The following is a 13328-nucleotide window of genomic DNA, read 5'->3' as shown; positions in this document are numbered from 1 at the left end:
ATCCGCCGCGTCCCTGCGAGCGGTCCTGGTAAATGAAAAACGGCCCACTTCCTGTGGACCGGCGGTCTGCGGGGAGATCAGAGCCCGATGCGACGCAGCAGGGTTTCCACTTTTCCGAGCACTTCGGCAGGGGAAAGTCCCGTTGTATCAACCACTTCGGCCCCTTCGGCCGGCTTGAGCGGGGCGATGGGACGGTTGCGGTCGCGCGCGTCGCGGGCGCGAATCTCTTCGCAGAGACTGTCGAGCGTAGCAGGTATTCCCTTATCGCTCAACTGCTTGTAGCGCCGGGCGGCCCTTTCGTCGGGGCTGGCATCCATGAAGATCTTGAGGGGGGCATCCGGGAAGACCACGGTCCCCATGTCGCGGCCGTCGGCGATCAGGCCCGGCGCCCGGCGGAAGTCTTTCTGCAGCTGCAGCAGGGCGGCGCGGACTTCCGGCAGGGCGGCGATGCGGGAGGCCAGGGCCCCGGAGGTCTCGGCCCGCACGGTATCGGCCCAGTTTTCGCCGTCGACCAGGATCGCCTCGTCCTGCTCGGTATCGCCGGTGAACTCGATGCGCAGGCCCGGCACCAGCGCCGCCACGGCGGGGCCGTCGCTGTCCGGCACCCCTGCCCTCTGGGCCGCCAGGGCCAGGATGCGGTACAGCGCACCGCTGTCCAGGCGGTGCCAGCCGCCCAGGCGCTGGCTCAGCCAGCGCGTGACCAGGCCCTTGCCGACGCCGCTGGGGCCGTCGACGGTGATGACCGGCACGGGAGAGTCTGGGGAGTTGCGGGACGACATATCGGTTCAGCCGGAGGTGGTCAGCGCGGCAAGCCGCGCAAAGTAATCGGGGAAAGTCTTGGCGACGCAGCCCGGATCGTTGATGCGCACGGGGATGCCGCCGCAGGCCGCCAGCGAGAAGCTCATCGCGATGCGGTGGTCGTCGTAGGTGTCGATGGCCGCGGTGCGCAGCGCCGCGGGCGGCGTGACGCGCAGCCAGTCGGGGCCGGCTTCCACGGCGGCACCGAGCTTGGCCAGCTCGGCCGCCATGGCGGCGATGCGGTCGGTTTCCTTCACGCGCCAGCTGCCGATGTTGCGCAGCAGGCTGGGGCCGTCGGCGAACAGCGCCACCACCGCCACGGTCATCGCCGCGTCGGGGATATGGTTGAAGTCGGCGTCGATGGCCTTCGGGCGGAAGCCGGACGCCAGCCCGGGTGAACGCACCTCGGTCCAGTCCTCGCCCTGCGAAACCTCGGCGCCCATCGCAGACATGACCTCGGCGAAGCGCACGTCCCCCTGCAGGCTGGCGCTACCCATGCCCTGCACGCGCACCGGCCCGCCGGCCAGTGCGCCGAGTGCCAGGAAATAGGACGCGGAGGAGGCATCACCCTCGACGGCGAACGCGCCCGGTGCGCGATAGCGGGAGCCGGCCGCCACCGTGAAGCGCGGCGTGCCGGCAGCCGTCGTGCCGCGCTGGACCTCGACGCCGAAGCGGCGCATCAGGGCGATGCTCAGGTCGATGTAGGGCCTGGAGATCAGCTCGCCCTCTACCTCCACCACCAGCTCGCGCTCCTGCGCCAGCAGCGGGGCGGACTGCAGGATGCCGGTCAGGAACTGGCTGGAGGCGTCACCGCGCACGCGCACCGGCTGCGCCGCGCGCGCCCGGGCCGGCTCGATCAGCAGCGGCGGGAAACCCTCCTTCTGCTGGTAGCCGATGCGTGCGCCCAGCGGGCGCAGGGCATCGACCAGGTCGCCGATCGGCCGCTCGTGCATGCGCGGGATGCCGGACAGGCGGTAGCGGCCGTCCATGAAGGCCAGCACCGCCACCAGCGTACGGATCGAAAGGCCCGAATTGCCGACGAAGATGTCGGCCTCGCGCCGCGGCAGGCGCGCGGCGCCGCGCACGCGCCAGCCGGCCTCGCCGAGGTCCTCCAGCGGCACGCCGCAGGCCTTCAGCGCCTCGCGCATCACGCGCGTGTCGTCGGAGTCGAGCAGGCCCGTCAGCCGCGTCTCGCCTTCCGACAATGCCGCCAGCAGCAGCGCGCGGATCGACACGCTCTTGGAGCCGGGCAGGCGCATCCGGCCGCGCGCCGAGCGGATCGGCGCCAGGTCCAGGAACTCGATGGCAGAACTCATGGTTTCTTCGCGGCGGCCGGTCTTTCGACCAGTTCCAGGTAGCGTTCGCGGGCATCGCGGGCGCGGGTGTAGATCTCGAGGATGGCGGGGCCATCATCCTGCGTGATGGCATCGCGCAGCTTGTGCAACTCGCCTAGGTAGCCGTCCAGCGCACCCAGCACCGCCGAGCGGTTGGCCCGGGTGATGTCCTGCCACATCTTCGGGCTGCTGGAGGCGATGCGGGTGAAGTCGCGGAAGCCGCCGGCGGCGTAGGCGAAGATTTCCTTGCGCGAATCCAGGGTGTTGAGGAAATCCACCAGGGCGAAGGCCAGCACATGCGGCAGGTGGCTGGTTGCGGCCAGCACCTCGTCGTGGTGCTCGGCGCTCATCTCGCAGACCAGGCTGCCGGCCGCCTCCCAGAGGCCGCGGACCGTGGCCAGGGCGGCCGGGTCCTGGTGCGCGTGCGGCGTCAGGATGCAGCGGCGCCCCTGGAACAGCTCGGCGAAGGAAGCCTCCACCCCGCTCTTCTCGTTGCCGGCCACCGGGTGGCCGCCGACGAAGCGGGCGGGCAGCGCGCCGAACACGGCGGCGACGTCCTGCTCCACCGAGACCTTGGTGCTGCCCACGTCGGTGAGGATCGCATCCGGGCGCAGGTAGGAGGCGAGCTGCGACAGCACCTCGCGGGTCTGCAGCACCGGCACCGACAGCAGCACCACGTCGGCCTCGCGCACGGCCTCCTCGAGCGAGGCGGCGGCGACCGTGGCCACGCCCAACTCCAGGGCCGCGGCAACGCGCGCCGGGTCGGCGTCGTAGCCCACCACCTCGCGCACGGCACCGGCCTTGCGCACGGCGCGCGCGAACGAGCCGCCGATGAGGCCGAGCCCGATGACGGCGAGTCGCTGCACGCTCACGACGCCAGGATCTCCTTCAGGGCCGCCACCAGGCGGTCGTTCTCGGCTTCCGTGCCGATGCTGAAGCGCAGGAACTGCGGCATCTGGTACGAGGCCACCGGGCGCACGATCACGCCGCGCTGCATCAGCGCCTGGTTGATCGGCGCCGCGTCGCGGCCGAAGCCCACGGCGATGAAATTGGCCTGCGAGGGCAGCACGGTCAGGCCCATGCCGCGCAGCGTCGCCGTGAGGCGCCCGCGCTCGCGGTTGTTCAGCTCCACCGAGCGGGCGACGTGCGCCGGATCGCCCAGCGCGGCCTCCGCCGCCAGCAGGGCCAGGCTGTTGTTGTTGAAGGGCTGGCGCACGCGGTTCAGCAGGTCCGCCAGCTCGGGGCTGGACAGCGAGTAGCCCACGCGCAGGCCGGCCAGGCCATAGGCCTTGGAGAAGGTGTGGAACAGCACCAGGTTCGGATACTGCTCCAGCCACTCGCGCGAGGGGCTGCGCAGGGCCGGCTCCATGTACTCGTCATAGGCCAGGTCCAGGGCCACCACCACATGCGCGGGTACCTGGCGGATGAAGGCCTCGATCTCCGCCGGCGACAACCAGGTGCCGGTGGGATTGTTGGGGTTGGCGATGAATACCAGCGACACGTCGGGATTGGCCTTCAGGGCCGCAGCGAAGGCCGGCATGTCATGGCCCAGGGGCTGGGCATCGTCGGCGGCGCGCGCCGGCACCACCACGGCGCGCGCGCCCTGCGCCTGGGTGATGATCGGGTAGACCGCGAAGGCATGCTGCGAGAACAGCGCCGCCCGGCCGGGGCCCAGGAACACGCGGCCCAGCAGCTCGATGATGTCGTTGGAACCGTTGCCCAGGGTGACGCGCTCGGGCGCGATGCCGCGGAAGGCGCCGATGGCCTTCTTCAGGCGGAAGCCGCCGCCGTCCGGATACAAGGCCAGGTTGCCGCCGGCCACCGAGTCGGCGATGGCCGCCTTCACCGCCGGGCTGGGGCCCAGCGGGTTCTCGTTGGAAGCCAGCTTGATCGCGTCGGCGATGCCGAGGCGGCGCTGCAGTTCTTCCAGCGGCATGCCCGGGGCATAGGCCTCCAGGCTCAGCACGCCGGTGGCGGCGTTTTTCAGCAGGGGTGAGGTCACGGTCGCTCTCGGGGCGGACTCAGAAGGGGGCGGTCGGGTAGGACCCGAGCACCTTGAAATAGGCGGCGGCCGCACGGACCTCTCCCAGCACCGATTCGATGCGCGGATCCAGCGCGTGGCCGCGGAAGTCGATGAAGAAATAGTAGTCGCGCACCGCCGCGCCCTTGACCGGCCGCGACTCGATGCGCGTCAGGTCGATGTTCTCGCGGGCGAAGGGCTGCAGCAGCTTGAACAGCGCCCCCGGCGTATTGCGCTGGGCCGTCAGCACCACGGAGGTGACGTCGTCGCCGGTGGGCGAAGGGTCGTGCTTGCCGATGATCAGGAAGCGCGTGGTGTTGTTGGGGTCGTCCTCGATGTTCGAGGCCAGGATGTTCATGCCGTAGAGCTTGGCGGCCTGCTGGCCGGCGATGGCCGCCCCGCCCTTCTCCCGGGCGATCAGCACCGCCTGGGCGTTGCTGGCCACGGTTTCCTTCTCGGCCCGGGGCAGGCGCGCATCCAGCCACTTGCGGCACTGCGCGAAGGACTGCTGGTGCGAGTAGATGTGGCGGATCGCCTCCACCGAGGTCTCGGTGGACAGCAGGCAATGGTGGATCGGCAGGGTCACCTCGCCGCAGATGCGCAGCGTGGTCTGGGCGAGTTCGTCCAGCGTATGGCTGACGATGCCGCCCAGGGAGTTCTCCACCGGGACCACGCCGTAGTCGGCATTGCCCGTCTCCACGTCGCGGAAGATCTCGTCGATGGCGGCCGCCGGGCGCGCCGTGACGCTGTCGCCGAAGTGCTTCTGCACCGCCGCCTGGGTATAGGTCCCCTCGGGCCCCAGGTAGGCGATCTTCAGCGGCGACTCCAGCGACAGGCAGGCCGACATGATCTCGCGCATCAGGCGCGCCACCGTCTCGTCGGTCAGCGGGCCGGTGTTGCGCTCCATGGCGCGGCGCAGCACCTCCGCCTCGCGGGACGGGCGGTAGTGGTTGCCGGTGCTGTCGCCCATCCGTTCCTTGATATGGGCGACTTCCTGGGCGATGCGCGCGCGCTGGGAGATCAGCGTCTGGATCTGCTCGTCCAGCGCGTCGATCCGGATGCGGGCCTGGGCCAGTTCGTTGTTCATGGCTGCCAAATGAAAACAGGGAGCGCGATTGTACGCGCTCCCTGTTCCGTCCCCTAGGGCCTGTTAACGCTACCAGGCCCCGGGGCCTCGACGGGCCTCAGCGGGCCGGGATGCAGCGCACCGACAGCACGCCCTGGATGGCCTGGATCTCCTCCACCACGTCCTGGGCGCAGCCGGAATCGACGTCCACGATGGTGTAGGCCAGGTCGCCGCGCGACTTGTTGAGCAGGTCGGCGATGTTGAGGTTGCGCTTGGCCAGGGTCGTGGAGATCTGGCCGACCATGTTCGGCACGTTCTCGTTGACGATGCACAGGCGGGTCTTGCCCGGCAGCAGGGCCATGACGGCCTCGGGGAAGTTCACCGAGTTGCGCACGTTGCCCAGTTCCAGGAACTCGCGCAGCTGGTCGGCCACCATCACGGCGCAGTTGTCCTCGGCTTCGCCGGTGCTGGCGCCCAGGTGCGGGGTGGCGATGACGCGCGGGTGGCCCTTGAGGGCGTTGCTGGGGAAGTCGCAGACGTAGGCATGCAGGCCGCCGGCGTCCAGGGACTCGATCACGGCCTTCTCGTCGACGATGGCTTCGCGGGCGAAGTTCAGGATCACTCCCTTCTTCGGCATCAGCTTCAGTCGCTCGGCGTTGATCAGGCCGCGGGTGGCATCCAGCAGCGGCACGTGCACCGAGATGAACTGGCTCTTGGAGACCAGGTCGTCCACCGACAGGGCCTGGCGCACGCCGGAGTTCAGCTGCCAGGCGTTCTGCACCGTCATGGCGGGGTCGTAGCCGTAGACCGTCATGCCCAGCTCCAGGGCGGCATTGGCCACCTTGACGCCGATGGCCCCCAGGCCGATCACGCCCAGGGTGCGGCCCGGCAGCTCGAAGCCGACGAACTTCTTCTTGCCGTCCTCGACCGCGACGTGCATGGCCTTGTCGTCACCTTCGAGCTTCTTCACGAAGTCCAGGGACTGCGGGATGTTGCGGGCGGCCAGGAACATGCCGGCCAGCACCAGCTCCTTCACGGCGTTGGAATTGGCGCCCGGGGCGTTGAACACCGCGACGCCGCGCTTGGACAGGGCGGCCACCGGGATGTTGTTGGTGCCGGCACCGGCGCGGCCGATGGCCTTCACCGAGGCCGGGATGTCCAGCTTGTGCATGTCGGCCGAGCGCACCAGCACGGCGTCGGGGCTGGAGATCTCGGAGGCGACTTCGTAGCGCTCGCGCGGCAGGCGCTCGAGGCCGTGGACGGAGATGTTGTTGAGGGTCTGGACCTTGAACATGGGTGAATTCCTTTAGATTTCGGCGACAGGCATCCATGCCGCGACATTAATTGACTTTTCCCGGCCCCGGCCCGGCCATCCATGGCCGGGCGGCAAGCCGGGCCGAGCGCCCATTCCAGGCACCCGGCTGATTCCGGCTTACCCCTTGGTACGGGCGAATTCCTTCATGTATTCGATCAGCGCGTTGACGCCTTCCTGCGTCATCGCGTTGTAGATGCTGGCGCGCATGCCACCCACCGAGCGGTGACCCTTGAGACCCGACAGGCCGGCGGCCTTGGCGCCCTTCAGGAAGTCGGCATCCAGCTCGGCGTTGGCCAGCGTGAACGGGATGTTCATGCGCGAGCGGTCGGCCTTGGCCACCGGGTTGCGGTAGAAATCCTGGCTGTCGATGTAGTCGTACAGCGCCGCGGCCTTGCGGGCGTTGCGCTCGCCGATGCCGGCCAGGCCGCCGTTCTCCTTGATCCACTTGAACACCAGGCCCGACACGTACCACGAGAAGCAGGGCGGCGTGTTCAGCATCGACTCGTTGTCGGCCATCTGCTTGTAGTCGAAGATGCCCGGGGTGCTCGGCACGGCCTGGCCGATCAGGTCCTCGCGCACGATCACGATGGTGATGCCCGAGGGGCCGATGTTCTTCTGCGCGCCGGCATAGATCAGGCCGTACTTCGAAATGTCGATGGGACGCGACAGGATGTTCGACGACATGTCGGCCACCAGCGGCACGCCGTTGGTCTCCGGCTCCTGGTGGAACTCGACGCCGTGGATGGTCTCGTTGGGCGTGATGTGCACATAGGCGGCGTTCGGGTCCAGCTTCCAGGTCTTCACGTCCGGGATGCGGGTGAACTTGTCGGCCTCGCTGCTGGCGGCGATGTTGACCTTGCCGTACTTGCCCGCTTCCTTGGCGGCCTTCTTGCCCCAGTCGCCGGTGAGCACGTAGTCGAAGCCGGTCTTGCCGCGCAGCAGGTTCATCGGCAGGAACGTGAACTGGCCGGTGGCGCCGCCCTGCAGGAACAGCACCTTGTAGTTGGCCGGAATGCCCGCGATCTCGCGCAGGTCCTTCTCGGCGTCCTGGGCGATGCTCATGAATTCCTTGTCGCGGTGCGACATTTCCATGACCGACATGCCCGAGCCGCGCCAGTCCAGCAGCTCAGCCTGCACCTGCTCGAGGACGGCCAGCGGGAGGGTCGCGGGGCCGGCGCTGAAATTCACGATTCTTTTCATGTCTGAGTCCTGGGCAATGATGGATAACTGTTCTTTACTGCTATACCGTGCATTCTTTGGCGGAAGCAACGCAATTCGCGATCTTTTCGGGCAGATCGCGACTTGCGTCGCTCCCACAACAACATCCGTTACAGCCATCCATGGCGAGACTTCAGTTCCCGATTGAGCCCTGGGCCGGCCATCCTTGGCCGGCTGCCTGCCCGGGACCGAGTGCCATGCAGGGCACTCGGTCAATTCCCGGTCAGGCCCACTTCTCCACATCGAGATTCGGCACGCTCGCAAACGCCTGCGGCCGGTCCGTCACCAGCACCAGCTGGTGGGACAGCGCCGTGGCCGCCACCAGCAGGTCGTAGGCGCCGATCTTCTCGTCCATCTGCTGCGCATAGGCCGCCAGCGTCACCGCCTGCTGGGTTTCCGCCGCGTCGAAGGCGATCACCTTCACGTTGGCAAGGAATTCCTTCAGCAGCTTGGCGTAGCGCGCCTGGGCCCTCGGCTGCGCCCTCAGCGCCGCCTCGGCCTCCATGCGGCTCACCGCCGCCACCGCGATGTCGCTGGGCTTGAGCTGCGACAGCTTCAGCACCACCGGCAGGCGGCCCTTGATGGCGCCCGCGATCACGTTGGCGTCCAGCAGGTACTTCACCAGCGCGGTTCCGCCGGGCCGCCAAGATGCTCGCGCCAGGCCTGGAAATCCAGGGTGTCCTGCGCCAGTTCCGGAGCCGGGTTGCGGAAATGCGCCAGCAGGGTCTCCGGCCAGTCCTTTTCCTCGTTCCGCGCCAGCCATTCCTGCACCGCCATGGAAATCAGGCGGTTGCGCGTGACGCCCGCCCGCTCGACCGCCTTGTTGAGGCGATCTACCGTGGCATCGTCGAAATGGACGCTGAAATTCATGGACTTAGTATATCACCTAACAGGACATGTTAGTCAATGATGCAAACCTGATCCGGCCATGGCCATACCCGCGAAGGCTGGTATCCGGAGGCGGGGAGTGATCATCGCCGGGACGGGAGCCGGCTTTGGCCGGCTTGAAGACCTCCCGCGCCGGCCCGGGCTGAGCCCCCTAAGCCGGCAGCTGCAGCTGCTCCACCATGCTGCGGGCAATCTCGCGCTCGCCCATGACGATGAAGCTGGCGCCGCGCTTTCGCAGGTAGTCCACCTCGGCGTCGGAGTGGGCGCGAGCATAGATCGGCAGCTCGGGTTGCACCTCCCTCGCCTGCTGGATCACCTGCCCGGCCTCGAAGGCATTGGGCACGGCCAGGATCAGGGTCCGAGCCTTGGTCAGCTGCGCGGCCTTGAGGGTGGCCGGATGCGCGGCATTGCCGACCAGCACCGGGATGCCCGCCTCGCGCAGGCGCTGCACCCGCTCGTCGTTCTCCTCGATCACCAGGAAGGTCTGTCCCTGCGCCTGCAGCGACTCGACCACGGCGCTGCCGACGCGGCCGTAGCCGACCAGCACCACGTGGTCGGAAATGACCGGCGTGAAGGCGCCGACCGCGCGCACCTGGCCCCAGCGCCGCTCGAGGCGGTCCGAGACGATGAAGAAGAAGGGGTTGGCGATGATCGAGAAGATCGCGCCGGCCAGGATCACGTCGCGCGCCTGCTCGGTCAGCAGGCCCAGGTCCACGCCCAGCGTGGCCAGGATGAAGGAGAACTCGCCGATCTGCGCGAGGCTCGCGGCAATGGTCAGCGCGGTGCCGCGGGGATACCTGAAGGCCAGCACGATCAGCATGGCGGCAACGGACTTGCCCAGCACGATGATCAGGAAGGCGGCCAGCACCAGCCAGGGCTGGGCGAGCAGGATGTTCGGGTTGAACAGCATGCCCACGGACACGAAGAACAGCACGGCGAAGGCATCGCGCAGCGGCAGGGTTTCCTGGGCCGCTTCCGAGCTCAGCTCCGATTCGCTGAGCACCATGCCGGCGAAGAAGGCTCCGAGCGCGAAGGACACGCCGAACAGTTGCGCGGAGCCGAAGGCCACACCCAGGGCCACCGCCAGCACCGCAAGACGAAACAATTCCTTGGAGCCGGTGCGTGCAATGACGTGCAGCACGCCCGGAATCAGCCGGCGCCCGACGATCAGCATGAAGGCGACGAATCCGGCCACCTTGGCCAGGGTCAGCAGGATCGCGCCGAGCACGCTGGTTTCGCCGCCGCTCGGCGAGGCCTCGGCCTGGCCGCCGAGCACGCCGGCAAGGGCCGGCAGCAGCACCAGTGCCAGCACCATCGCCAGGTCCTCGACGATCAGCCAGCCGACCGCGATGCGCCCGCGCGTGGTCTCGATCTGGCGTCTCTCTTCCAGGGCGCGCAGTAGCACCACCGTACTGGCGACCGACAAGGCCAGGCCGAAGACGAAGCCCTGGCCCAGCGGCCAGCCCACGGCCCAGGCCAGAGCGATGCCCAGCAGCGTCGCCACGGCCATCTGCACGATGGCGCCGGGAATGGCGATGCGCTTGACCGCCATCAGGTCGTCCAGCGAGAAATGCAGGCCGACGCCGAACATCAGCAGGATCACGCCGATCTCCGCCAGCTCGGTGGCCAGTCCGGGATCGGCGACGAAGCCCGGCGTGAAGGGCCCCACGACGATGCCGGCGAGCAGGTAACCGGCCAGCGGCGGCAGGCGCAGGCGGTTGGCCAGGGCACCGAACACGAAGGCCAGTACCAGACCCATGACGATAGTGGCGATCAGGGGCGTATGGTGCGGCACAGCATGGGTCCCTTGTTTAGGTGGAGCCCCGGGGATCGCCCGGAGCCCGCTGGATTCGTCGGAGCCCGTCGGGCGCCGCCCCTGCTCCCTCTGATCGCAAAACCGGCACCAAGTTCGGTGCCGGTTTCACAGGACCGCTTTACTCGCCCGCGTCGGCGGGCGCGTCGGGCGACGCCTCCGGCGCGGAGGCGCCGTCCGGCAGAGCCGCGACGACTTCGTCGTCCTCGGCCACGTAGCGGTCCACGCCCACCAGGCGGTCGCCATCCACCGGGCGCATGATGCGCACGCCCTGCGTGTTGCGGCCGGCGATGCGGACTTCCGAGGCCCGTGTGCGGATCAGGTTGCCGGACTCGGAGATCAGCATCAGCTCGTGACGGTCGTCCACGGTCACGGCGCCGATCAGGCGGCCGGTCTTCTCGGTCAGCGCCTGGCCGATGACGCCCTGGCCGCCGCGGCCGCGCTTGGGGAACTGGTCGATCGGCGTGCGCTTGCCGAAGCCGAACTCCGACACGGTCAGAATGTCGCCGGTCTCGGGCACGATCAGCGCGATCACGCGCGCGCCCTCGCCGCCGTCGGCGGCCTCGTCGGCCGCATCGTCGGCGTCGGCGGCAGCCGCGGCGTCGTCGCCCTCCTCCTCGGAGCCGGCGAAGGCCTTGAGCAGGCGCATGCCGCGCACGCCGGTGGCACCGCGGCCCATCGAGCGCACGTCGCCCTCGTTGAAGCGGATCGCGCGACCGGAATCGGAGATCAGGATGATGTCGTCCTGGCCGGAGGTCAGCGCCACGCCGACCAGTTCGTCGTCGACCCGCAGGTCCACGGCGATGAGGCCGTTGCTGCGCACGTTGGCGAAAGCCGAGAGCGGGGTCTTCTTCACGGTGCCGCGGCGCGTGGCCATGAAGATGTAGCGGCCCTCGCCCTCCGGCTGTTCCGCTTCGGCGGAGACGCTGCCGAAGGATTCGACCGGCAGCACCGCGTTGATCTTCTCGCCGGCTTCCAGCGGCAGCAGGTTGTTGAAGGGCTTGCCGCGCGACCCGCGAGAGCCGGAAGGCAGCTCGAACACGCGCAGCTTGTAGCACTTGCCGGCGCTGGAGAAGCACAGCAGCGTGTCATGCGAGTGCGCCACCCACAGGCGGTCGACGAAGTCCTCATCCTTGGTGGACGCCGCCAGCTTGCCCCGGCCGCCGCGGCGCTGCGCCTGGTACTCGTCCATGGCCACGGTCTTGACGTAGCCCTCGTGCGAGAGCGTCACCACCATGTCCTGCGGCGCGATCAGGTCCTCGTGCGCGATGTTCAGCGCAGCATTGGTGATCTCGGTGCGGCGCTCGTCGCCGTAGGCTTCCTTGACCTCCAGCAGCTCGCCGCGGATCACCGACAGCAGGCGCGTCTCGGAGCCGAGGATGTCGAGGTAGTCCAGGATCGACTCCAGCAACTCGCGGAACTCGCCGTGGATCTTGTCCTGCTCCAGCCCGGTCAGGCGGTGCAGCCGCAGGTCCAGGATCGCCTGGGCCTGGGCCTCGGACAGGCGGTAGCCGCCGTCGACGATGCCGAACTCGGCCGCCAGGTCTTCCGGGCGCGAGGCCGTGGAACCGGCGCGCTCGAGCATGGCGGTCACCGGGCCCGGTTTCCAGGCACGGCCCATCAGGCCGGCCTTGGCTTCCGCGGGGCTGGGGCTGCGGCGGATCAGCTCGATGATCTCGTCGATGTTGGCCAGCGCCACGGCCAGGCCTTCCAGCACATGGGCGCGCTCGCGCGCCTTGCGCAGCAGGTAGCGGGTGCGGCGGGTCACCACCTCGCGGCGATGGCGGATGAAGATCTCGAGCAGCGCCTTGAGCGACAGCAGCTTGGGCTGTCCGCCCTCCAGCGCCACCATGTTCAGGCTGAACACGATCTGCAGCTGGGTCTGCTGGTACAGGTTGTTGAGCACCACCTCGGCGTTCTCGCCGCGGCGCAGCTCGATCACCATGCGCGTGCCGTCCTTGTCGGACTCGTCGCGCAGCTCGGTGATGCCTTCGATCTTCTTTTCCTTGACCAGCTCGGCGATGCGCTCGAGCAGGCGCGCCTTGTTGACCTGGTAGGGCAACTCGGTGGTGATGATCGCCTGCTTGTCGTTGCCGATGTCCTCGAAATGCGTGCGCGCACGGATGACGATGCGGCCGCGACCGGTGCTGTAGGCGTCGACCAGGCCGTGGGCGTCCAGGATCAGGCCGCGCGTCGGGAAGTCCGGCGCGGGGATGTGGCGCATCAGGTCGCGCACTTCCAGTTCGGGGTTGTCGATCAACGCGACGCAGCCGTCGATCACCTCGGAGAGATTGTGCGGCGGGATGTTGGTGGCCATGCCCACGGCGATGCCGGAGCTGCCGTTGACCAGCAGGTTCGGGATCTTGGTGGGCAGCACCGTCGGCTCGCTTTCGGAGCCGTCGTAGTTCGGCTGGAAATCGACGGTTTCCTTGTCGATGTCGGCCAGCAGCTCGTGCGCGATGCGCGTCATGCGGATTTCGGTGTAGCGCATCGCCGCCGGAGCGTCGCCGTCCACCGAACCGAAGTTGCCCTGTCCATCCACCAGCAGGTAGCGCAGCGAGAAGGGCTGCGCCATGCGCACGATCGTGTCGTAGATCGCGCTGTCGCCGTGCGGATGGTACTTACCCATCACGTCACCGACGATGCGCGCCGACTTCTTGAAGGGCTTGTTGTAGTCGTTGTTCTGCTCATGCATCGCGTACAGCGAGCGGCGATGCACCGGCTTGAGGCCGTCGCGGGCATCCGGCAGGGCGCGGCCCACGATCACGCTCATGGCGTAATCGAGGTAACTCCGGCGCATTTCGTCTTCCAGATTTACCGACAGAACTTCTTTAGCAAAATCAGTCATATGCGAGCCTGCGTCCGCCTTGCGCGGA

The 13328-nt window shown here is 68.4% G+C and carries 11 protein-coding genes; all 11 read right to left on the bottom strand.

Translation table 11 applies throughout. The features are described from left to right. Nucleotides 1-77: 77 nt before the first annotated feature. Nucleotides 78-779 (bottom strand): (d)CMP kinase, encoded by a 702-nt coding sequence (cmk, locus tag C3942_RS21110; protein ID WP_104232355.1) that lies wholly within the window; start codon nt 777-779, stop codon nt 78-80. Nucleotides 780-785: 6 nt separating this feature from the next. Then, nucleotides 786-2102 carry a 3-phosphoshikimate 1-carboxyvinyltransferase gene (aroA, locus tag C3942_RS21105; RefSeq protein ID WP_114409791.1) on the bottom strand — a complete coding sequence of 439 codons (1317 nt, stop codon included), beginning with the start codon at nt 2100-2102 and terminating at the stop codon, nt 786-788. Nucleotides 2103-2110: 8 nt separating this feature from the next. Continuing rightward, on the bottom strand, nt 2111-3004 hold the full coding sequence (locus C3942_RS21100) for a prephenate dehydrogenase (protein ID WP_104232353.1): 894 nt from the start codon (nt 3002-3004) through the stop codon (nt 2111-2113). Next, nucleotides 3001-4134 carry a histidinol-phosphate transaminase gene (hisC, locus tag C3942_RS21095; RefSeq protein ID WP_104232352.1) on the bottom strand — a complete coding sequence of 378 codons (1134 nt, stop codon included), beginning with the start codon at nt 4132-4134 and terminating at the stop codon, nt 3001-3003. The genes C3942_RS21100 and hisC overlap by 4 nt, the downstream gene beginning before the upstream one ends. 19 nt (nt 4135-4153) lie before the next feature. Beyond that, entirely contained in the window at nt 4154-5239 is a 1086-nt protein-coding gene (gene pheA / locus C3942_RS21090; RefSeq protein ID WP_104232351.1) for a prephenate dehydratase, read from the bottom strand. Nucleotides 5240-5336: 97 nt separating this feature from the next. Beyond that, nucleotides 5337-6512, bottom strand: a complete 1176-nt coding sequence (locus C3942_RS21085; protein ID WP_104232350.1) for a phosphoglycerate dehydrogenase — start codon at nt 6510-6512, stop codon at nt 5337-5339. Between the two features lie 138 nt (nt 6513-6650). After that, nucleotides 6651-7733, bottom strand: a complete 1083-nt coding sequence (serC, locus tag C3942_RS21080; RefSeq protein WP_104232349.1) for a 3-phosphoserine/phosphohydroxythreonine transaminase — start codon at nt 7731-7733, stop codon at nt 6651-6653. Between the two features lie 241 nt (nt 7734-7974). Further along, a complete protein-coding gene (locus C3942_RS21075) occupies nt 7975-8373 on the bottom strand; it encodes a PIN domain-containing protein (protein ID WP_104232348.1) in 399 nt (132 codons plus the stop codon). Further along, nucleotides 8370-8621 (bottom strand): ribbon-helix-helix domain-containing protein, encoded by a 252-nt coding sequence (locus tag C3942_RS21070; protein ID WP_104232347.1) that lies wholly within the window; start codon nt 8619-8621, stop codon nt 8370-8372. Before C3942_RS21070 ends, C3942_RS21075 begins: the two co-directional genes overlap by 4 nt. A gap of 169 nt (nt 8622-8790) precedes the next feature. Further along, nucleotides 8791-10434, bottom strand: a complete 1644-nt coding sequence (gene ybaL, locus C3942_RS21065; RefSeq protein ID WP_104232346.1) for a YbaL family putative K(+) efflux transporter — start codon at nt 10432-10434, stop codon at nt 8791-8793. A gap of 139 nt (nt 10435-10573) precedes the next feature. Next, nucleotides 10574-13300, bottom strand: a complete 2727-nt coding sequence (gyrA, locus tag C3942_RS21060; protein WP_104232345.1) for a DNA gyrase subunit A — start codon at nt 13298-13300, stop codon at nt 10574-10576. Nucleotides 13301-13328 lie beyond the last annotated feature (28 nt).

The sequence above is a fragment of the Solimonas fluminis genome (assembly GCF_002930645.1).
GTDB classification, from domain to species: Bacteria; Pseudomonadota; Gammaproteobacteria; order Nevskiales; family Nevskiaceae; genus Solimonas_A; species Solimonas_A fluminis.
Note: the sequence above shows the minus strand (reverse complement) of the source record. Positions and strands in the feature narration are given on the sequence as shown.

What these genes read in the sequence shown, in the direction of transcription:
- serC (WP_104232349.1), bottom strand. Translation starts at nt 7,733, where the DNA reads ATGAAAAGAATCGTGAATTTCAGCGCCGGCCCCGCGACCCTCCCGCTG.
- C3942_RS21070 (WP_104232347.1), bottom strand. Translation starts at nt 8,621, where the DNA reads ATGAATTTCAGCGTCCATTTCGACGATGCCACGGTAGATCGCCTCAAC.
- C3942_RS21085 (WP_104232350.1), bottom strand. Translation starts at nt 6,512, where the DNA reads ATGTTCAAGGTCCAGACCCTCAACAACATCTCCGTCCACGGCCTCGAG.
- cmk (WP_104232355.1), bottom strand. Translation starts at nt 779, where the DNA reads ATGTCGTCCCGCAACTCCCCAGACTCTCCCGTGCCGGTCATCACCGTC.
- gyrA (WP_104232345.1), bottom strand. Translation starts at nt 13,300, where the DNA reads ATGACTGATTTTGCTAAAGAAGTTCTGTCGGTAAATCTGGAAGACGAA.
- pheA (WP_104232351.1), bottom strand. Translation starts at nt 5,239, where the DNA reads ATGAACAACGAACTGGCCCAGGCCCGCATCCGGATCGACGCGCTGGAC.